This window comes from Mammaliicoccus lentus, assembly GCF_002902755.1.
GTDB lineage: Bacteria > Bacillota > Bacilli > Staphylococcales > Staphylococcaceae > Mammaliicoccus > Mammaliicoccus lentus.
The window spans coordinates 1-21,415 of the sequence record NZ_PPRS01000006.1; the positions used below are offsets into that span (position 1 = coordinate 1).

Consider the following 21,415-nt stretch of genomic DNA (forward strand, 5'->3'; position numbering starts at 1 on the left):
TAGGTCACCTCTACAATATTTTCTTAGTCGATTACATTGTACTAAAGTGAGCTATATTTGGCTCTTTTTTTATTACACAATTATATGGACATATTCTTCTTTCGCTATATTTCATTCGATTTTTTTAAGTTTCAACTGATTTTTATGCGCTAACGGGCTTGTTTCCTCACTCTTGCATGTTACGTTTTCTAACGAGCTTGTTCTATCCGTCTTGCACGTTAGAGCACTTCTTTCGCTATCTCATTCTCTTTTAATGTATATTTCTTGTATCGTTGCCCTTTAGATTCAAAGTATTTATTACAAACTCTGCGAATTGTATATATATTTTCTGCATCACACCATTCCATTGCTTCGGCTAAAGTAAATCCTTCTTCACCTTTAATAACTGCTAGTTCTCTAATATTAAAATAGTATAATTCATTTCTTTTAAAATCTTTATTACAACAAATACAAGTAGTAGTTTTCTTTCGCTTTTCGATAACCATTGTATTTAAGTTTTTACAGTTAGGGCATTTAATTCCTTTCTTAATTAAGCTGAAGTCAGGTTTTTCAATACTTTTAAATAGTTGAGAAAACCTTTTTTGTTTTTGAAGTATTTGATTTAATATCGCTTTATCTTTCGCTACTTGAAATGATTGAAAAAGTTTAGAGAATTTATAGAATTCTGATCTTAATAAGACTTGAGATTTATTTGGAATAGTAGATTGAGCCGTAAATGTGGGATTCGAAAAGATTAAATATTCTTGAATTGGGAGATTAATATTTATTTCATCGCATAGTTTTTGGAGGTTATTTTTCGCTATACTGAGTTGCATAAACGGAAGTGGATAAGTGTTATTTGATGAACTTTGCATGTAAGAGTTGAAAAAATGGAAGTCCCCATAATAATGTTTAACTTCTAATACACTTATCTGGTTATTATGGACAATTAAAAAATCGACCTGAAATTTCTTATCGACTGTAAATTCTAGATTATGAGCATAAACAACATAATTAATATTTTCCAATGTTTTATTTACAATTAATTCGCCTTCTAATCCCATTAATTTATTTCGTGTCTCATAATCATTATCATACCTAGATTCTAAAGATTTTAAATATAGTGCTTCTGTATTATTATTCATCGCTCACTCCTTATGTCATTTTTTTACATTTATTATAATATCTCTTTTTATCGTTGTCTATCTTATCTTTTCACATAAAAAATGCCCTTAAAAATAGATAATTACTAATTTTTAAGGGCATAGATTAAAATTATGAAATAATATTTAACTTTATTCTTTAAAAAGAAAACACTAAATAAGCACAGCGAATATTGATTGTTATTCACTGTACTTATTCTATATTATTTTTAAATTATTTGATTGTTAAGCATTTGTCATATAGACCGTCTTCTTTTTTGATACGGTTTATTAATGTTTCTGCAATAACTGATGGTGTATCTGCTGTATCAACACCACATTCATTAAGTGTTTTGATTTTTTCTGATGCAGTACCTTTACCACCTGAAATGATTGCACCAGCGTGTCCCATACGTTTACCTGGAGGGGCTGTTTGTCCTCCGATAAAGCCAACTACTGGTTTGTTCATATTAGCTTTAATCCATTCAGCTGCTTCTTCTTCCGCTGTTCCACCAATTTCACCAATCATTACAACAGCATATGTTTCATCGTCTTCATTGAAAGCTTTTAGCACGTCAATGAAGTCTGTTCCGTTTACTGGGTCTCCGCCAATACCAACTGCTGTTGTTTGACCGATACCAGCTTGTGTTAATTGATGTACTGCTTCGTAAGTTAATGTACCAGAACGTGATACAACACCTACATGACCTTTTTTATGGATGTAACCAGGCATAATACCTATTTTACATTCGTCAGCAGTGATAACGCCAGGACAGTTTGGTCCTACTAATCGTGTCTTCTTACCTTCTAAGTAACGTTTAACTTTGATCATATCTATAACTGGAATATGTTCAGTAATACAAATAGCTAAATCTAATTCTGCATCTGCACTTTCAATGATTGCATCTGCAGCAAATGGTGCTGGTACATAAATAACTGAAACTGTAGCACCTGTTTCTTCTACCGCTTCTTCTATAGTATTAAATACAGGTACACCTTCAACTACTTGGCCGCCTTTACCAGGTGTAACACCTGCAACGATTTGTGTACCGTAGTCTAACATTTGTTTTGTATGGAAAAGTGCTGTTGCACCAGTAATACCTTGTACTAACACTTTCGTATCTTTATCGATAAATACACTCACGTAACTCTCCGCCTTTCTCTTATCGTTCTTGAACTAATTTAACAATTTTTTGAGCACCGTCAGCCATGATAGATGCAGGTTCGATTGCTAAACCAGATTCTTTTAAGATTTTTTTACCTTGTTCTACATTAGTACCTTCAAGTCTAACTACTAAAGGCATATCTAATGAAACTTCTTTAACAGCAGCTACGATACCTTCCGCAATAACATCACATTTCATAATTCCACCGAAGATATTTACGAAAATACCTTGTACTTTAGAATCTCCTAATATGATTTTAAATGCTTCAGTAACTTTTTCTTTCGTAGCGCCGCCCCCCACGTCAAGGAAGTTAGCCGGATTGCCACCGAAGTGATTAATTGTATCCATCGTAGCCATAGCTAAACCAGCTCCGTTTACCATACAACCAATATTTCCATCTAATGCAATATATGATAAATCATATTTAGATGCTTCGATTTCTTTTTCGTCTTCTTCTTCTAAGTCACGCATTTCAACGATATCTTTATGTCTGAATAAAGCGTTATCGTCAAAGTTCACTTTTGCATCAAGTGCTAAAACTTCACCGTCACCTGTTGTTACAAGTGGATTGATTTCAACAATTGAACAATCTTTTTCTACAAACACATTATATAAAGACATCATTAATTTTACAGCTTTATTAACTGATTCTTTTGGAATGTTAATATTGAAAGCTATTCTTCTTGCTTGATAAGGCATTAAACCAGTTACTGGATCAATTACTTCTTTGAAGATTTTTTCAGGAGTTGCAGCTGCAACTTCTTCAATTTCAGTTCCGCCTTCTTCAGATGCCATTAATGTAATACGATCAGTTGCTCTGTCGATTACAAAACCGATGTAGTATTCTTTTTGAATATCGCAACCTTCTTCAATTAAAAGTCGTTTTACTTCTTTACCTTCTGGGCCAGTTTGATGTGTTACAAGTACTTTGCCTAATAATTCTTTCGCATACTCGCGAACTTCATCAATAGACTTAGCAATTTTAACCCCACCAGCTTTACCACGCCCACCGGCATGGATTTGCGCTTTCACTACATATACATTTGAATCTAATTCTTTTGCTTTTTCTACTGCTTCAGTAGGTGAAAAAGCCACTGAACCATTAGGTACAGCTACGCCCATAGAGCGAAAAATCTCTTTACCTTGATACTCATGGATATTCATTCTCCATCCTCCTAATACATACATTAATGTTTGCTTACTATTCAATTATAGAAAATGTAAGCGTTATTGTAAACAAGGATGGTCTAATTTCAGGAATTGTTAGAATAATATTTCACTTTTGTCTTAATTGGTTCGAAAGATAACCGATGAATTGGTGTTATTCCATAGTTCTCTACACCTTCTAAATGAGCTTTTGTACCGTAACCTTTATTTTTATCAAATTCATATCCAGGATATTGGCTATTATAATCATTCATTAAACGATCACGATATTCCTTTGCAATTACACTTGCTGCAGCAATAGATACACTATTGGCATCCCCTTTTACTATAGAAGTTTGAGGTATATCAATATCTAATTGCATAGCATCAATTAGTAAATGATCTGGTTTCACATTTAATTGTTCAATAGCTCTTAACATCGCAACTTTTGTTGCTTGATAAATATTTAGTTCATCTATTTCTTCTACAGTTGCTATTCCTATGCCGACTGATAAAGCTTGTGCATGAATTTGTTGTTCGAATAATTCACGTTTCATTTGAGATAAAGCTTTAGAATCTGTTATACCGATATAATTGTGCCCTGGTTCCAATATCACCGCACTGGCAACAACTGGCCCAGCTAGTGGACCTCTTCCTACTTCATCAATACCACATATTAAAGCATCGCTACTATTCTCTAACAATTTGTTTTCATATTCGCTCATTCTTAAATATTGTGTTTCTAATTTTTGTAGCTGTTCTATCTGTTTTTGCTTTTTATTTAAAGCTGCTTGAACACCTTTTCTTAAATCGTCTTTATAAATTGAAGTTTCTACATCTTCAAAGCTTTTATATTCATTGATTTCAATAGATATTTCTTTAATTGTCTTTTGTTTCATAGAGACTATCCTTCATTTCTTCATATATATCAAAGCAATAATTACCGATTTTAGCATTTCTTAAATCTCTAATTAAAAGTTCTGTAACTGCTTCATAGTCTATTTCATTTCCTCTTTTCAGCATGCCTCTTCTTTTACCAATTTGGTCAAATAATTCTACAACATCATTTTCTTCTGTTAATTCTATTTGATAAAATTTTTGTAATTTTTCAGGGTCGTTTTCAATCAAGAAATTTAATCCATAAATTGCTACTTCATCTAAGTGCACTATGCTATCTTTAATTGCGCCAGTAAGACTCAATTTTTTACCAATTGCTTGATCTTCAAATCTTGGCCATAATATACCTGGTGTATCTAGTAATTCTAATTCTTTACCAACTTTTATCCATTGTTGCTTTTTTGTAACTCCTGGTGTGTTTCCTGTTTTAGCCATCGTTTTTTTGGCTAATTTATTAATGAGCGTTGATTTTCCTACGTTCGGAATACCAACAATCATCGCTCTGATTGCTCTAGGACGCAACCCTTTCCTACGTTCTCTATCGAATTTATCTTTAGTTGCAGCTTTTGCAGCTTTCATTAATTCATTTAAATGTTTACCGTGTTTTGAATCAATTTGAACAGGAAAGAACCCTTCATTTTTAAAGTATTGTGTCCACTTATCTGTTTCACTTTGTTTAGACATATCTTTTTTATTGAGTATTACAACTCTAGGTTTTTGGTTTATGATTTCATCAATCATTGGATTTCTTGACGAAAGTGGTATTCTAGCATCAACGAGTTCGAATACAACATCTACCATTTTTAATTGTTCAGTTACTTCTCTTCTAGCTTTGGCCATATGACCTGGAAACCATTGTATTGTCATTTATATTATCCTTTCTTATTCTAAACTATAGAAATGTGATATATTTACCATATCTATATAGGAGGTTTGTTATGTTAATTTCAATTGTAGTACCCGTTTTCAATGAGGATACTAATATCTCTATTTTACATGAAAAAGTTGCGAACGTCTTTGTTAATTTACCATATGACTTTGAACTTATTTTTATAAATGATGGTTCTACAGACAATTCATTAAATATGATGAAAACTTTAGCGAATTCTGATTCTAATGTTAAATACATTTCTTTCTCCAAGAACTTCGGTAAAGAGTCAGCAATGTTTTGCGGATTAGAACACGCAAATGGTGATGCAACAATTATTATGGATTCAGATATGCAACATCCTCCTGAATTGATACCTGAATTCATTAAATTATATGAAGAAGGCTATCATCAAGTTGTAGCTTCGAGAAATAGAGAAAACGAATCATTTTTAAAACGTATTCCAGCCAATGCTTTTTATAAACTTTCTAAGTATATTGTTGATGTTAAGTTTAAAAGTGGCGAAGGTGACTTTCGTTTAATTTCTAAAAATGTTTTACAAGCTATTTTAAATTTAACTGAATATAATAGATTTTCAAAAGGGATATTTGAATGGGTAGGCTTTTCTAAAACAACTATTACATTTAATCATAAAGATAGAAATCAAGGGAAATCTAAATTCTCTTTCTTTAAATTATTAGATTATGCAATGGATGGCGTAATTAGTTTTAATAATAAACCTTTAAGGATTTGTTTTTATTTTAGTGGAGTTACAATGGTGGTATGTTTATTGTACATTTTAATCACATTTATAAATATCGTGTTACACGGAATCGAAGAACCTGGTTACTTTACGATTATTTCCGCCATTTTATTCTTAGGTAGTTTACAATTATTCAGCCTTGGTGTTATAGGAGAATATATTGGTAGAATATATTATGAAACTAAAAATCGTCCAAAGTATATAATAGATCAAACGAATATGAAAAATAACAATATAGATGAATGAGTAACAGGTGACCTATATGATAAAACGATTTAAAAAATTCTTATATACTAAACAATCTACAATTAAATTTATTCTTTTGCTTGGGCTATTAGCTATTTTAGGACATGGTTATGTCATATATAGATATTTTAAAGATGGCGTGATTTTCACTGGACCAAATGATGGTATTGAACAAATGTTACCTATACAAATGTTTTTATATGAGCATTGGACAAAAGGCTCATTCTTCTACACAACAGATTTAGGTTTAGGTGGAGATATGTTAACTGATTTTGCTTACTATTTCTCTACTAATATCTTATTTATTATAAATGTCATTGTTATCTGGATTAGCTCATTCATATTTAATTTTGATACAGAGCGCATGCTTTTTTGGGCACAAAACGCTATTGTATTATCTATTATAAAATCTTTTTTAATTATGATATCAGTCTACTTTTACACTAAAAAAATCGATTTAAATCGTTTAAGCTCTGTAGTATCAGCCTTTCTATTTGCTGTGTCACCTATATACTTTAGATTTACAGTATACTGGCCGTTTTTTAGTGATGTTTTTATTTTATTACCCTTACTTTTATTAAGTATAGAACGATTTTTAAAAAATAAAAAAATTGGAATGTTTATCTTAATTGTTGCTCTTACTTTTATTAATAATTTCTATTTTGCTTATTATCAAGTTTTAATAGGAATTTTATATTTTATTTATCGATTTACTTTTAAACATAAAGACGATGTAGTACTTAAATGGCAACAGTTCAAAGTATTTTTCATCGCAAGTTTACTAGGTTTTGGCTGTAGTATTATGATATTTTTCCATTCAGCAAGAGGCTTTATAGGCAATAATAGAGCGACTTATCAAGGTGAAATACCTTTATTATCTGATTTCACAAAACACGACAATATTTTTTACGATAACTATTTAATTGTCGTATTATTTTTAACTATTCAAGCTTTGTTAACTTTTAAACTTTATAAAAATTATTTCTACCGGATGTTTAGTATATTTACAATTCTATTCATTATTGCTAGCTTTATACCTTTTATAGATAGTGTATTTAACGGATTCTCAGCCCCTCAGAAAAGATGGCATTATTTACTTACTTTCTTCTCTAGTGGGCTTATAGCACAATATATATATTATTTTAAATCCTTATCCTTAAAAACATATATATTCACCTGTATTCCGAGCTTCATTGTTATATTATCTAGCTATTTGATCACTAAAGATTATGTTATTTGGATTTGGATGTTACCAGTATTATTTATTATTGGATTATTTCTGTTAATCATGAAATCGTACAAAACTTTAATAATGATTATTTATGTTTTTGGCGTTCTATTACTATCATTTTTTGTATCCAAAGAACATAGTAAAAACCAAATCTATCATGAAGACCATGAAAGAAGAGCAAATACATTCTTTATTCAAGCGAGTACTTTTGATAGTGGATTACAACGTGCTCATATAGATGACATCAAGCAAAATACACAAAGTGATGAAAGAATTGCTTGGCGCGTTTTAGAACAAGACAATACACCTATGTACCAACAATTTAAAGGTATGAGTTTATATTCAAGTATTTTTGATGGTCAATTATATGATTATTTATTTTCTAAAGCTAAAATTAATTTGAAAAATGAATCTTTAAGCCGTTATAGTAATATGCAAAATAGATCTAATTTATATAGTTTATGGTCAACTAAATACCTTATGAAGAAAAGTTATGAAAAAGAATCACCTGCTAACTTTAAAGTTGTAAGTGATGACGGTAAATATCAAATATTAAAAAACAAAGAAATGTTACCTGCTGTTAAAGTTACTAATAAGTATTATAATCAAAAACAACTTAAAACACCTTTAGATGAAGAACATGCGATGATAAATGGCGTTATTACTGATAGTCATAGTAGTGATTATTCACAAATTAAAAATGCACCTAATTTATTAAATCAAACGAATATTACAGAAAGAAATTCAAAATATAAAAACAATATTTTAACTGTTCCTAAAAATGGTGATGGTTTAACAATTACACTTCCTAAAGAGATTGCTAAAAAATATAAAGATATGTATTTAATGCTACATCTTGAGAGAAAACCACCACAATCTAACTTCTCTATTCAAATCAATGATTATTCTAATAATCGCTTGTTTGAGGATTCAAAGTATAGAATGTTACAAGATGATTTATTATATAGGGTACCTGTTACTAGTGATGGTAAAATATTTATTGCTTTAACGAACGGAACATATAATCTAAAATTACAAGGATTGTATGGAGAAGATTACAAAACTTTAAAATCCGCAAACAAAAAGAAAAATTATTCTTATAAAGAAGAAAATGGCGCTATTGATATTGATTTAAATAATCACAGTGGTGGCATGGCAGTCATTAATATCCCTTATAGAAATGGTATGACTGCTACTGTAGATAATAAAGAAGTTCAAGTCGAGAAAGTGAATCATATTATGACTGGTGTAAACGTGTCTAAAAATAGTAAACATATTAAAATACAATATAAACCACCTTTCTTTAAAACTATGATTTTCGTATCCATTATTTCGATAATATTATCATGTTTATATACAAGAAAAGTGAATAAAAGTTAGTATCAAAAGCATACATATACAATTTAAAACTTGTTCATATGTATGCTTTTTCAAACTATAAAAGTTTGATGATACCATTATATGGGAATAATAAACTAATTATATATCACATAACAAAGAGGGACAAAATGAAAAAAATCATCTATTTAATATTCATTACATTATTTTGCGCGATAATTTTTTATATACCAACTATCTATAAATTTATGAATTATGATTATTTATATACAAGTATTGGTGATGGATTAAAACAAATGATACCTTTTCAAATATATCTCATACAACATGCTAAACTATTTACAATGTTTTACGATATTGATTTTGGATTAGGAGGAGACTACTTCTCTGATCTAAGTTATTATTACGCTACCTCACCATTTGCTTGGATAGGAATTGTATTCGTTCTAGCTTATCAATTTTTTTCACAATCACAGGACCTGCTAAATATCGTATTAACCAACCAAATTGTGATTGCTATCTTTAAATGTGCATGTATTATTTTTATTACATACTTATTATTATTAAAATATCATTTAAATAGAGTATTAGCCTTTGCAGGAAGTATTTTATACGCTTGGTCAACTGTGTATTATTACTTTACTTTTACATGGTCGTTTTTCAGTGATGTTATGTTTTATCTTCCTTTAGCATTATTAGGAATTGAGCGATTATTTACCCAAAAAAAAACCTACAGTACTCATTATAGCTATTGCAATCACAATAACATCTAATTTTTATTTTACTTATTATCAATTTATCATTTTAGCATTCTATGTGTTATATAGAATTATATTTAAATATGAAAAAGACATCGTAAATATAAAGCAAAAATTCATCTATACAATCGTTTCAGTATTTATTGCCTTTTTAATTGGTAATTTTGGATTCGTTCAAGGTGTTTTATCTTACTTAGAAAATGACCGAAGTATCATGAATAATAATGTTGATTTAATAATCCCATTTATAAAACAATATAATGTATTATATGGTGGATTTTATATTACTATTTCTTTCTTATCTGTTACTTCTTTATTTTTACGCCCTTTATATAAAAAGTATTATTTTAAGCTCTTTGCTATAGCTACAATCATATGTCTTATTGGCTCACTATCACCATATTTCGATTCATTTTTTAACGGGTTCTCAATGCCTCAAAGAAGATGGGTTTACGCTCTAGCGTTATCTACTGCTATTTTAACCGCTATGGTAGTACAACACATTAAATTAATAACGATCAAACAGTTTTTATTAGCGTCAATATTACCTATTACCGCTATTTTAGTAACAGCTATTTGGCAACAAACATTTTATTATTGGTTAATTTTTGTACCTATTTTATGCATTTTACTATTGTTTAAAATAACTTATAAACACCAATATATTAATATTCTTATTTGTATCGTTTTAATGGCGAGTCAATTTGCTTTAATTTATGACTATCAAAATAAAATACTTTCAAAATATACACCTAAGAAGGATTCCATTAAAGATTCTCATATATATACAGAGAAAACAGCTTCTAAAATTAATCATTTAAAAGAAAATAAAATAGATGATTTAAGAAGAATCGATATGTTGAGCCCAATCACAGTCAATTCACCTATGTACTATAACTTTAATAGCGCAAAACTGTATAGCAGTATATACAATGCAGATATATTAAAGTTTTATGAAAAAGATTTATTTGTGAGTATGCCTAAAAATAGCAATAGTTATTATGCTGGCTTTTCAGAAAGAAGTAACTTAAACAGCTTGTTTAACGTCGATTACGTAATCAAGGATAAGAACGACTTACATTACCCTACTAACACTGAGAGAATTGATTCGTATAAGGATCAAGATAGAACTAATCGCATATATGAAAATACAAAAAAACTACCTAGTGCTCGAGTTGTTAATAAAGTATTTAATGATAAAAATTTAAATACACCACTAGTTAAAGAACATGCTATGTTAAATGGAATGATTGATAATCATAAAGACTCAAAAGAACAAATTAAACAGCCAAAAGATTTACTTGATTCGTCTAAAATTTCGTATAACAATGCAAAACTAGACAATAAAGAATTAACTGTTACAAAAGATGGCGGTGGTTTAACAATTAATCTACCTAAAGACACTTCAGAAAAATATAAAGATTTATATTTAATGATAGATGCTGAGATCAAGAAACCAAAAGACAAAAATTATTACATTAAAGTGAATGAACATAAAATTTTCAGGCATAAATTATCATATACTTATGTAAGACCTAGCCATACAACTACAGCAAATATAAGAGCTCAAAATACTGTGCATATCAAACTTAAAAAAGGCACTTATCATTTTGATTTAAAATCAATTCAAGGAGAAGATTTTTCAACTTTAAAAAATGCTGTGAAACAAAGTAAAAATCAAGATATTAAGTTTCACAATAAAAATAATCACTACCAAATTGATATGAAACGACACCCTTCTGGTCATCTCGTCATGCCACTTGTCTATAGAGAAGGATTGAAAGCTACCGTTGATGGGAAACCTGTAGATATAAAGAAAGTAAATTATATTATGTCTAGTATTCCTGTTGAAAAAGGTCAAAAGAAAGTTATCATTACTTATCAACCGCCATTATTTAAAACGAGTATGGTCGCAATGTTTATAGGTGTCATACTATTAATTGTATTTCGTAAAACTATACGTAAAAAAGATTCTAAAATATAAATTTCTTTCTCAAAATTAAAAAACAAAACCGGCTAAGACAAAATGTCTCAGCCGGTTTTCTACTTAAAATAAAGGACAAACCCTTATATTTTAATTTATCTAATTTCTTTAATACGAGCAGCTTTACCACGTAAGCTACGTAAGTAGTAAAGTTTCGCACGACGTACTTTACCGCGACGTTTAACTTCAATCTTTTCGATTTTAGGAGTGTGTACTGGGAATGTACGTTCAACTCCAACACCGTAAGATAATTTACGAACTGTAAATGTTTCTGAAATTCCGCCACCACGACGTTTGATTACTACACCTTCGAATACTTGGATACGCTCACGGCTACCCTCAACGATACGTACGTGAACACGTAAAGTGCCACCTGCGCGGAATGTAGGAATATCCGTACGTAATTGGTCTTTAGTTACTGCTTCGATTAACTTATGATTACTCATTTATATTCTCTCCTTCTGACTATGTTCTTGCCCAATAATAAATTTAAAATACATTCAATGCTGGCAGCGGATCATAGTGATTTTGTGCTCACACACTTATAATACTATATCATAATGCTTATTTTCATTCAATCTATTTTTTATTGTTGTTTAGAAATTTTTTGTCTTTTTCAGTTAGTGGATATTGCTCTAATAAATCCGGTCTTCTTTCCAAAGTTCTTAATAGAGATTGTTCATGTCTCCACTTGTCGATGTTTGCATGATTCCCTGATAACAATACATCAGGAACTTTCATGCCTTGATAATCAGCCGGTCTTGTATATTGTGGGTGTTCAAGTAAACCAGATGAAAATGAATCATCTTCATGAGATACTTGATTTCCTAAAACTCCTGGTACTAATCTTACAATTGCGTCTGTCATTGTCATGCTCGCCAGCTCTCCGCCAGTCAATACATAGTCACCTATTGATATTTCATCTGTTACACAATGCGTTCTAATTCTTTCATCATATCCTTCATAATGACCGCATATAAACACAATGTGTTCACTTTCAGATAATGATTCAGCTTTTTCCTGTGTAAACGGTTCTCCTTGAGGGCACATTAAAATAACTCTTGTATCTGGTGTTTTATCTAAATCTTCCAAGGCGTTAAAGATTGGTTCTGGTTTCAATACCATACCTTGTCCGCCACCGTATGGATAATCATCTACTTGTGAATGTTTGTTATTTGCATAATCTCTAAAATTCACTGTATTAAATGATACGATATTTTTATCTTGAGCTCTTTTCATAATAGAATGATTAAGAACACCTTCGTACATTTCAGGGAATAAAGTTAAATAATCAATTTTCATTAGTCTAATAAACCTTCCATCGGTTCTATTCTGATTGATTTATTTTCAATGTCTATGTCTTTAACAACATCTTCAATATAAGGAATGAGATACTCTTTCTCTCCATTAACCACCCACACATCATTTGCACCAGTTTCAAAAATTTCTGTTACTTCTCCAATTGCATCTTTTTCGACGAATACTGTACAACCGATTATATCTGAATAATAATATTCATTTTCATCTAATTCAATTGCATCATTTTCTTGCTCTTGAAAAATTTTAGAACCTTTTAAGTGCTCAATTTCGTTTATGTTTTGAACACCTTCAAACGTTAATAAATGAAAATTTTTATGCATTCTGTGAGATGCGATTACAAAAGTTTGTTCCTCTTTACTATGTTTAACTGTTACATGTTGACCAGGTTGAAATCTTTCATCAGTAAAATCTGATTCAGACATTACTTTGACTTCACCTTTGATTCCATGCGTATTTACGATTTTCCCAATTTCAACGTTCATCTAGCATTGCCTCCTAACTGTTGTTTCATCAACAATAAAAAAGAGCACCAAAGTAGGCACTCTTAATTAACCTCTACAAACACTTTCTTTCCATACTCGTTCATTGAACCAGACACAATTGTACGAATTGCTTTAATCATTCTGCCCTTCTTACCAATAATTCTGCCAATGTCCTCTTCATGAACGTCTATATTGAACGTAATGCTAGAATCTTGTTCATCTTTAGATATATTGATGTTCTCCGGATAATCTACGAGCGGTACTATAATTGTTTGTATTAATTTTTCCATTATAATCTATCTTTACTTAGAAAGTTTAGAATTATGGTATTTTTCCATGATACCGTGTGTTGATAAGATATCACGAACTGTATCAGTTGGTTTTGCTCCATCTTTTAACCATTTTAAAGCTAATTCTTCATCAATTTTAACAATTGAACCTGATTTAGCAACTGGATCATAAGTACCGATTGGTTCGATAATACGACCATCACGTGGAGAACGTGCATCTGCTACTACTATACGATAAAATGGGTTTCTTTTTGAACCCTTGCGTGTTAAACGAATTTTAACTGCCATGTTTAAAAACTCCTTACTCATTTATAATTTCTTTTCTACAAGTAAATACTATAACAGGATATAAAAAGTTTGTAAAGTGTTTTCTCTTTACCAATTTAAATTTGTCTAAAATTTGTTTATAAAAAGATGGATTTCTATCTAACCATACTCAAAATAATTCTCCTAATCCCTTATATATTTAATTAACGGATTAGGAGAATTTATTTATACTCGATTTTGAAAGTGAATGCTTGCCTGGAGTATGGCCCGAGCCTTTAGTCTCTCGCGCATACTATTCCCCTGGGCGTCATCACTTTACAAAATCGCGACAATTACTTGTTAGTAATTTATTTTAAATTAAAATGGTAAATTCATTCCTTGGAATGGATTGCTACCTTTTTTGCCTTTTTTACCTTTTTTATTGCTACCAGTAAATTGTTTCATCATTTTTTTCATTTCGCCAAATTGTTTAATCAATCTATTCACTTCTTGTAATGAACGACCAGAACCTTTAGCGATACGACGTTTTCTAGAAACGTTCAGTATTTCTGGATTACTTCTTTCTTCTAATGTCATAGATCTAATAATAGCTTGAACATTATCTATTTGTTTAGGATCCATGTTTGCATTTTTCATACCCTTCATTTTATTAGCTCCAGGTATCATGTTCATTAAATCATCTAATGGACCTAAGTCTTTAACTTGCTCTAGCTGATCTAAGAAATCATCGAATGTAAACGCAGAAGTTCGCATTTTCTTTTCTAATTCTTTAGCTTTTGTTTCATCTACACCTTGTTGAGCTTTTTCGATTAAACTTAATACATCACCCATACCTAAGATTCTAGATGCCATACGTTCTGGATGGAATAATTCAAGTCCATCTAATTTTTCACTCATACCGATAAATTTAATAGGTTTTTCAGTTACAGAACGAATAGATAGGGCAGCACCACCACGTGTGTCTCCGTCTAATTTCGTTAATGTAACACCTGAAATATCTAAAGTTTCATCAAATGATTCTGCTACATTTACAGCATCTTGACCAGTCATTGCATCTACAACTAACATGATTTCATCAGGTGTAGAAACTTCTTTCACATCAACCAACTCATTCATTAATGCTTCATCAATATGAAGTCGTCCAGCTGTATCAATGATAACAAAATCCAAGTGTTCTTCTTTAGCATATTTTAATGCATTTTCCGTAATTTCTTTAGGACTTACTTGATCTCCTTCAGTATAGACAGGGACATCTATTTGTTTACCAACTGTTTGTAATTGTTGAATAGCAGCCGGTCTATAAATATCACATGCTACTAATAAAGGCTTTTTATTATAATTTTTTCTCATTAGCATAGCTAATTTACCAGCAGTTGTCGTTTTACCTGCACCTTGTAAACCAACCATCATCACCACTGTTGGTGGCTTAGTACTCATATTAATTTTGCTATTTTCTCCACCCATTAAAGCTGTTAATTCATCTTGAACAATTTTAATAACTTGTTGTCCAGGTGTTAAAGATTGCATAACATCTGCGCCAAGGGCACGTTCTGAAACAGTGTTAACAAATTTCTTTACGACTTTAAAGTTAACGTCTGCTTCTAATAATGCTAAACGTACTTCACGCATCATTGCTTTAATATCTTGTTCAGTTACCTTACCTTTACCTTTGATGCGTTGCATCGTGGCTTGAAGTCTCTCGGATAAACCTTCAAATGCCATAATTTCTCCTCCTATTCAAGAATCTCTAAGCGTTTTATAGCTTGCTTAATTTCTTGATTATCTGATGACAATCTTTTTAATTCTTGTATTATAGACTGTCTTTCTTTAAATTTTTTAAAGAGTTGCAATTTCGTTTCATATTCTTCTAACAACTCATCTGTCCGTTTTATATTATCATATACAGCTTGTCGACTCACTTGATAAGTCTCTGCAATTTCACTTAAAGCATAATCTTCCAAATAATATAGTTCTAAATAGTTGCGTTGCTTTTCAGTTAATAATCCTTGATAAAAATCAAACAGATAATTCATGCGCATTGTTTTGATTAAATCATTATTTTCTTTCATCTTCATCCACTTCTTCAGTTGTATTTTCAACACTTTCATTTGATTCAATCATATCAGCAAATAACCCATATACGTAACTTTCAGCATCAAATGGTTGTAAATCATCCATTTTTTCACCTAATCCTACAAATTTAACTGGAATTTGTAGTTCATTACGTATGGCTAATACAATACCACCTTTTGCTGTACCGTCAAGCTTAGTTAACACAATACCTGTTACTTGAGTTACTTCTTTAAATGATTTGGCTTGAGATAAAGCATTCTGACCTGTCGTTGCATCTAAAGCTAACAATACTTCGTGTGGTGCACCAGGAATATTACGATCTATAACTTTTCTTACTTTCTGTAATTCATTCATCAAGTTCGCTTTGTTTTGTAATCTTCCAGCTGTATCACAAATTAAAACATCCGCTCCACGACTTTTAGCAGCGTTAACTGCATCATACATTACTGCAGCTGGATCTGAGCCTTCTTTTTGACTGATGACTTCAACGCCAACTCTTTCTCCCCATACTTGTAATTGTTCAATTGCACCTGCACGGAAAGTGTCACCAGCGGCTAATATTACTTTTTTACCTTCTTGTTTATATCTATGCGCTAATTTACCGATTGTAGTCGTTTTTCCAACTCCATTAACACCGACCATCAATATAACGTTTAATCTGTCATCCTCAATGTCCATGCGGTCAATCTCTTGATCACCTTGAACATATATGTCTACGATTTTTTCTACAATTACTTCTCTAAGCTCTTCTGTTTCAGTAATGTTTTGACGTTTAGCTTCCATACGTAGCTCATCAACAAGTTCCATTACTGTATTAAATCCTACGTCTGCTTGAATTAACATTTCTTCTAACGCTTCAAAGAAATCTTCGTCGACTTTTCTGTAAACAGCTAACAAGTCATTTAATTTGTTTTGGAAATTCTCTCTAGATTTTTCTAGACCTTGCTTAAATTTAGCACCTAGTTGTTCTGATTCCCACTCTTCAAATTCATCTAAAGACATTAAACCATCATTAAGTTCTACCGCTTCAGGATTTTGTTTTTCATTTGATTCGGGAGGTAAATCTTCTATAGGTTGTTCCTCTTTAGTTTCAATTTCATCTTTTTTTACTTCATCGCTTGGTGCAAATTTATTTTTTAATCGTTTAAAAAAACTCATGACTGCAATGCCTCCAATTCTTCATCTTTAATTGATTTTAAGTTAACACTCACAAGTTTAGATATACCTGCCTCTTGCATCGTCACACCATATAAACTATCTGCGTATGACATTGTACCTTTTCTATGTGTAATAACAATAAATTGTGTATCTGCTTTTAGTTTATTCAAGTACTCAGCATATCTAATAACATTATGTTCATCAAGCGCTGCTTCAACTTCATCTAGTATAACAAATGGCGCTGTTCGTACTTTCAAAATAGCAAATAACAAGCTAATTGCTGATAGTGCACGTTCTCCACCGCTTAATAAAGATAAGTACTGTCTATTTTTGCCTGGTGGTTGTACAACAATTTCCACGCCTGAATCAAGTATATCTTTATCAGTCAATTGAAGTTCAGCTCTACCACCATTAAATAAAGTTTTAAATACGTTACCAAAATGTTGATTCACTTCATCAAATGTTTCTTTAAATCGTGTAGATACTTCACTATCCATTTCTAATATTACTTGTTCTAGTGTTTCTTTAGCTTCTAGTAAATCTGTTCTTTGATCACTTAAGAAAGTATACCTGTCATTAACCTCTTTAAATTGTTCGATAGCATTCAAATTAACATGACCTAATTCTTCGATAGACATTTTAGTGAGTTTAACTGTTTTACGTGCTTCTGAAATATCTTCGGGCATTTCATACATCGACTCAGCTTTTTCAAATGTAAGTTGATACGTCTCACTTAAGTGCGTCAACTGGTGTTCAATCATTATATCTATTTTCGAATGTTTACTTACCATATCTTGTAGACCTGTTTCTATTCCAGAAATACTTTGTCTTAATGTTTCTATGTCTTCCTCAAGTTTTTGAATTTCTTCTTGAATAGCTCTATACATATCTTGTTGTTCTGACATTTTTGTTTCTATTTCAAGTTTTGTATTAGTACTTTGTTCTATTTGTTTTTCAACTTCATCAAACTGACTAGTACCACTGTATTCATCCGAGTTAACTAATTCAATTTGATCTAAAATTTTTGTTAATGTATTTTCATTTTCATTTAAATCCTCAGTTAACCGTTTTTTATCTTGTACTTTCAGACGATTTCTCTCTTTTTCCACTGCGAGGTTTGATCGTTTTTCATTTAATAAATTTTGTATCGTTTTTTCACTATCTTTGTTATTAGATAACGATGCGTTTAATTGATTGATTTCTTCATCTATTGACTTAAGGCGTCCTTGAATTTCAACAAGTAATGATTGTTTTTCTTTTAAAGTTTCTTGCCCTTTTATGAAATTATAACCATCGTTCTTTTCAAACTCGAACGTTTCATTTTCATCTATTAAACGTTTTTCTTTTGCTAAAATAGAATCTAACTGCAATGTCACTTCGTGTTCACTTGCTCTAAGCTCCGTGCCTTTTTCTTGTGTTTCTGAAAGAGTTTTTTCTAATTGTTGAATTTCTTCTTTTAAATTTTTAACTTTTGATTCTACTTGTGTTGTCTGTTTCATAAAGTTATGGTATTTATCTTCAGTTGTCTTAAGTTCATCTTTTTGAGATAAGAGACTCGCTTTTTTCTCTTTACCTCCACCAGTCATCGCACCTCCAGGAGTAATAATATCTCCATATAGTGTTACAATTCTATGTTTAAATTGAATTGTTCTAGCTAGCTCATTAGCAGTTTCTAAACTTTCCGCAATAATCGTACTACCTAATAAATGCTCTACTATATTGCGATACTGTTCATCAAACTGAACACCTTCTGATGCTACTGTAACAAATCCAGGACTGTTTTTAATTTGATTTACTACATTATCTGGTATAAATCTCTTTTTGATGACATTCATTGGTAAAAATGTTGCTCTACCTAACTTTTTATCTTTTAAATATTTAATCGCTAATCTTGCATCTTTCTCTTCTCGAACAATAATATGCTGTAATGAAGCTCCAAGCGCAATTTCAACTGCTGTAGTTAACTGCGTAGGCGTATCAATAATTTCAGCTACTGCTCCTTCAATGCCTTTTAAAGATTTTTCCTTTAGTACATGCTTTACACCAGAATAAAAACCAGAATAATCTTCTTGCATACTTTTAAGTGTATTAATACGTGTTTTCATTTGTTCAGTGTATCTATATGCTTGATAAAGTTTAGATTCAGACTCTTTATACTCTGTTTCTTTCTCTTTTAAAATCGCGTAATCAGATTTATATTTTTCCGTTGTTTCTTTCAAATCCGTTTCAATTTGTTCTAATTGTTTACTTACTGTTTCTTTCTCTTTCCAGACATTTTGTAAATGATCATATACTTCTTTTTGACGACCATCTAACCTTGATTGTTTTTCTTGATGAGTTGCTAATTTATCTTCTAAAAATCTAATATCATTATTTATATCAGATTGTTCTGTCATTAATTGATAATATTGATCTTTCAGTTCTTCAATACGTTCCTCGAAAGAACCTTCATTATTAGAAAGTTGGCTTTCAAGTTGATTAATCTCTTGAAGCATTACTTGTTGTTTTTCCTTAAATGAAGATAGTTCAACATCGATTTCTTTAATTTGATTAGTTATTTTATCAATACGAGATTGCGTAAGGTTTTTATCTTCTTCTAATCTTTCATTTGTAGCATCACTATTTTTTTGTCTTTCTTTTAAAACTTCTAATTGACCTGTGTAACGCTCTAATGATTCTGTCGCTTCTACTAAAGATTTATTAGATTCTTGTATTTTAAATGAAATTTGATCACGATTCTTTTTCTTATCATTCAACTTAAATGTTAATCCATCTAATTCAGAAGTCTTTTGATTTTTTTGTGCTTGGAAATGCTCTATATCAGTTTCTAATTGTTTAAAATCTTTATTTAAGCTTTGAATATCATAAACAGTAACTGTAATATCACTCTTTTTCATTTCTTCTTTCAAAGAAAGATATTCTTCAGCGATTGCTGCTTCTTCCCTTAAAGGTTCTACACGTGCTTCTAAATCGAATACTATATCTTCAACTCGGTTTAAATTTTGCTCTGTTTCTTCAAGTTTAGTAGTCGCTTCTTTTTTACGTTTTTTATATTTAAGTACACCAGCAGCTTCTTCAATTAAATAACGTCTATCGCTAGGTTTAGCATTTAATACTTCATCAACTTTCCCTTGAGATATAATGCTAAAAGCTTCTTTACCTAAACCAGAATCTAAAAATAAATCTAATATAGATTTCAATCGAGTTCTTTCATTATTAAGATAATACTCACTGTCACCATTACGATATAATCTTCTTTCAACTGTAATTGTGTCTTCATCTATATTAAGTTTTCTAGAATGATTGTCTAAAGTTAATTTCACTTCAGCATATTGACATTTTTTTCGTTCTTTAGATCCATTAAAAATAATATCTTCCATCTTCGATCCTCGAAGACTCTTGGCAGATTGTTCACCAAGCACCCATTTTATAGCGTCCGTTATATTACTTTTACCACTACCATTTGGGCCGACTATTGCAGTTACACCATTATCAAATTCAACATGTGTATTTTCTGCAAATGATTTAAATCCGTATGCATCTATCGACTTTAAATAAACCATAAATTACTCCTTAACGACTATTATTCAGCGCTTTTTTAGCTGCATTTTGTTCAGATTCTTTCTTCGTTCGACCTTCACCAATTTCTAAAGCTTCCCCATTTAATAACACCTCTGAGGTAAATAACTTGTGATGAGCTGGTCCACTTTCATCGAGTAGATGATAAGTAATGACACCTTTATTACGTCTATGCATGAACTCTTGAAGCTCAGTCTTATAATCTCTATTAGCGGTATAATTATCATCTATAACATGAGGGTAAACCACCTTATTTAAAAAGGTTTCTACACTTTCAATCCCCTTGTCCAAATACAATGCACCTACAAACGATTCAAAAGCATCAGCAATTAAAGACGGGCGTTCACGTCCGCCTGTCTTCTCTTCGCCTTTACCAAGAAGTAATAATTCGTTCATGTTCAAACTCATTGCAAATGTTACAAGTGATGGTTCACATACAATTGATGCGCGCAGTTTAGTTAACTTACCTTCAGGCAATAATGGAAATTTCTTATACAAAAACTGTGACACCGTCAATTCTAACACCGCATCTCCTAAAAATTCTAAACGTTCATTATGACTTAATTTATCCAGTTTAAAATCATTAATAAAACTAGAATGCGAAAAAGCTTGAATATAAATATCATAATTTTCAAATTCAATATCTAGATTAGACATAAACTGATCAAATTTAACTTTGAATTGCATTATGATTTGAGATTTGTTCTTAGACATTTGTTTCCTCCTAA

General features: G+C 30.8%; 19 protein-coding genes. 4 read left to right on the forward strand and 15 right to left on the reverse strand.

Annotated features, from left to right (window positions below; genetic code table 11):
* Nucleotides 1-218 precede the first annotated feature (218 nt).
* From CD135_RS02855 to ylqF, 5 genes are all read right to left on the reverse strand, one after another.
* The gene (locus CD135_RS02855) at nt 219-1,124 is read right to left on the reverse strand and encodes a nuclease-related domain-containing protein (RefSeq protein ID WP_103268785.1); all 906 of its coding nucleotides are present in this window, start codon (nt 1,122-1,124) and stop codon (nt 219-221) included.
* 232 nt (nt 1,125-1,356) lie between these two features.
* A complete protein-coding gene (gene sucD, locus CD135_RS02860) occupies nt 1,357-2,265 on the reverse strand; it encodes a succinate--CoA ligase subunit alpha (protein WP_017000096.1) in 909 nt (302 codons plus the stop codon).
* 19 nt (nt 2,266-2,284) lie between these two features.
* On the reverse strand, nt 2,285-3,451 hold the full coding sequence (gene sucC / locus CD135_RS02865) for an ADP-forming succinate--CoA ligase subunit beta (RefSeq protein WP_017000097.1): 1,167 nt from the start codon (nt 3,449-3,451) through the stop codon (nt 2,285-2,287).
* Nucleotides 3,452-3,540: 89 nt separating this feature from the next.
* Nucleotides 3,541-4,332: a ribonuclease HII gene (locus CD135_RS02870; protein ID WP_017000098.1), complete on the reverse strand. Its 792-nt coding sequence runs from the start codon at nt 4,330-4,332 to the stop codon at nt 3,541-3,543.
* The gene (ylqF, locus tag CD135_RS02875) at nt 4,313-5,197 is read right to left on the reverse strand and encodes a ribosome biogenesis GTPase YlqF (RefSeq protein WP_017000099.1); all 885 of its coding nucleotides are present in this window, start codon (nt 5,195-5,197) and stop codon (nt 4,313-4,315) included. Before ylqF ends, CD135_RS02870 begins: the two co-directional genes overlap by 20 nt.
* 71 nt (nt 5,198-5,268) lie before the next feature.
* Here ylqF and CD135_RS02880 point away from each other — a divergent pair, with 71 nt between their 5' ends.
* The 4 genes from CD135_RS02880 (at nt 5,269) to CD135_RS02890 (ending at nt 11,518) form a co-directional block, all read left to right on the forward strand.
* Nucleotides 5,269-6,207 carry a glycosyltransferase family 2 protein gene (locus tag CD135_RS02880; RefSeq protein ID WP_017000100.1) on the forward strand — a complete coding sequence of 313 codons (939 nt, stop codon included), beginning with the start codon at nt 5,269-5,271 and terminating at the stop codon, nt 6,205-6,207.
* A 16-nt stretch (nt 6,208-6,223) separates the two neighbouring features.
* The gene (locus CD135_RS02885; RefSeq protein WP_174700879.1) at nt 6,224-8,818 is read left to right on the forward strand and encodes a YfhO family protein; all 2,595 of its coding nucleotides are present in this window, start codon (nt 6,224-6,226) and stop codon (nt 8,816-8,818) included.
* A gap of 128 nt (nt 8,819-8,946) precedes the next feature.
* Nucleotides 8,947-9,549, forward strand: coding sequence for a YfhO family protein (locus tag CD135_RS13140; RefSeq protein WP_245942513.1), 603 nt, complete (start codon nt 8,947-8,949; stop codon nt 9,547-9,549).
* On the forward strand, nt 9,479-11,518 hold the full coding sequence (locus tag CD135_RS02890) for a YfhO family protein (RefSeq protein WP_245942514.1): 2,040 nt from the start codon (nt 9,479-9,481) through the stop codon (nt 11,516-11,518). The genes CD135_RS13140 and CD135_RS02890 overlap by 71 nt, the downstream gene beginning before the upstream one ends.
* Before the next feature lie 95 nt (nt 11,519-11,613).
* Here CD135_RS02890 and rplS read toward each other — a convergent pair whose 3' ends face one another.
* The 10 genes from rplS to rnc all read right to left on the reverse strand — a co-directional run bounded on the left by rplS (nt 11,614) and on the right by rnc (nt 21,401).
* A complete protein-coding gene (rplS, locus tag CD135_RS02895; RefSeq protein WP_103268786.1) occupies nt 11,614-11,964 on the reverse strand; it encodes a 50S ribosomal protein L19 in 351 nt (116 codons plus the stop codon).
* Between the two features lie 133 nt (nt 11,965-12,097).
* Entirely contained in the window at nt 12,098-12,820 is a 723-nt protein-coding gene (gene trmD, locus CD135_RS02900) for a tRNA (guanosine(37)-N1)-methyltransferase TrmD (RefSeq protein WP_103268787.1), read from the reverse strand.
* Nucleotides 12,820-13,320 carry a ribosome maturation factor RimM gene (gene rimM, locus CD135_RS02905; protein WP_103268788.1) on the reverse strand — a complete coding sequence of 167 codons (501 nt, stop codon included), beginning with the start codon at nt 13,318-13,320 and terminating at the stop codon, nt 12,820-12,822. The genes trmD and rimM overlap by 1 nt, the downstream gene beginning before the upstream one ends.
* Nucleotides 13,321-13,382: 62 nt before the next feature.
* On the reverse strand, nt 13,383-13,610 hold the full coding sequence (locus CD135_RS02910) for a KH domain-containing protein (protein ID WP_016910740.1): 228 nt from the start codon (nt 13,608-13,610) through the stop codon (nt 13,383-13,385).
* Between the two features lie 12 nt (nt 13,611-13,622).
* Complete coding sequence (gene rpsP, locus CD135_RS02915; protein WP_064211533.1) at nt 13,623-13,898, reverse strand: 30S ribosomal protein S16; 276 nt, start codon at nt 13,896-13,898, stop codon at nt 13,623-13,625.
* A gap of 336 nt (nt 13,899-14,234) precedes the next feature.
* Nucleotides 14,235-15,599, reverse strand: coding sequence for a signal recognition particle protein (gene ffh / locus CD135_RS02920; protein ID WP_064204043.1), 1,365 nt, complete (start codon nt 15,597-15,599; stop codon nt 14,235-14,237).
* Between the two features lie 11 nt (nt 15,600-15,610).
* On the reverse strand, nt 15,611-15,946 hold the full coding sequence (locus tag CD135_RS02925) for a putative DNA-binding protein (protein WP_017000108.1): 336 nt from the start codon (nt 15,944-15,946) through the stop codon (nt 15,611-15,613).
* Complete coding sequence (gene ftsY, locus CD135_RS02930) at nt 15,933-17,108, reverse strand: signal recognition particle-docking protein FtsY (RefSeq protein WP_064211534.1); 1,176 nt, start codon at nt 17,106-17,108, stop codon at nt 15,933-15,935. The genes CD135_RS02925 and ftsY overlap by 14 nt, the downstream gene beginning before the upstream one ends.
* Nucleotides 17,105-20,671, reverse strand: a complete 3,567-nt coding sequence (smc, locus tag CD135_RS02935) for a chromosome segregation protein SMC (RefSeq protein ID WP_103268789.1) — start codon at nt 20,669-20,671, stop codon at nt 17,105-17,107. The genes ftsY and smc overlap by 4 nt, the downstream gene beginning before the upstream one ends.
* Before the next feature lie 10 nt (nt 20,672-20,681).
* A complete protein-coding gene (gene rnc, locus CD135_RS02940) occupies nt 20,682-21,401 on the reverse strand; it encodes a ribonuclease III (protein ID WP_017000111.1) in 720 nt (239 codons plus the stop codon).
* Nucleotides 21,402-21,415: the final 14 nt, after the last annotated feature.

Coding starts and splice junctions, on each gene's coding strand:
- CD135_RS02855 (WP_103268785.1), bottom strand. CDS start 1,124: ATGAATAATAATACAGAAGCACTATATTTAAAATCTTTAGAATCTAGG.
- sucC (WP_017000097.1), bottom strand. CDS start 3,451: ATGAATATCCATGAGTATCAAGGTAAAGAGATTTTTCGCTCTATGGGC.
- CD135_RS02870 (WP_017000098.1), bottom strand. CDS start 4,332: ATGAAACAAAAGACAATTAAAGAAATATCTATTGAAATCAATGAATAT.
- ylqF (WP_017000099.1), bottom strand. CDS start 5,197: ATGACAATACAATGGTTTCCAGGTCATATGGCCAAAGCTAGAAGAGAA.
- CD135_RS02880 (WP_017000100.1), top strand. CDS start 5,269: ATGTTAATTTCAATTGTAGTACCCGTTTTCAATGAGGATACTAATATC.
- CD135_RS02885 (WP_174700879.1), top strand. CDS start 6,224: ATGATAAAACGATTTAAAAAATTCTTATATACTAAACAATCTACAATT.
- CD135_RS13140 (WP_245942513.1), top strand. CDS start 8,947: ATGAAAAAAATCATCTATTTAATATTCATTACATTATTTTGCGCGATA.
- rplS (WP_103268786.1), bottom strand. CDS start 11,964: ATGAGTAATCATAAGTTAATCGAAGCAGTAACTAAAGACCAATTACGT.
- trmD (WP_103268787.1), bottom strand. CDS start 12,820: ATGAAAATTGATTATTTAACTTTATTCCCTGAAATGTACGAAGGTGTT.
- rimM (WP_103268788.1), bottom strand. CDS start 13,320: ATGAACGTTGAAATTGGGAAAATCGTAAATACGCATGGAATCAAAGGT.
- CD135_RS02910 (WP_016910740.1), bottom strand. CDS start 13,610: ATGGAAAAATTAATACAAACAATTATAGTACCGCTCGTAGATTATCCG.
- rpsP (WP_064211533.1), bottom strand. CDS start 13,898: ATGGCAGTTAAAATTCGTTTAACACGCAAGGGTTCAAAAAGAAACCCA.
- ffh (WP_064204043.1), bottom strand. CDS start 15,599: ATGGCATTTGAAGGTTTATCCGAGAGACTTCAAGCCACGATGCAACGC.
- CD135_RS02925 (WP_017000108.1), bottom strand. CDS start 15,946: ATGAAAGAAAATAATGATTTAATCAAAACAATGCGCATGAATTATCTG.
- ftsY (WP_064211534.1), bottom strand. CDS start 17,108: ATGAGTTTTTTTAAACGATTAAAAAATAAATTTGCACCAAGCGATGAA.
- smc (WP_103268789.1), bottom strand. CDS start 20,671: ATGGTTTATTTAAAGTCGATAGATGCATACGGATTTAAATCATTTGCA.
- rnc (WP_017000111.1), bottom strand. CDS start 21,401: ATGTCTAAGAACAAATCTCAAATCATAATGCAATTCAAAGTTAAATTT.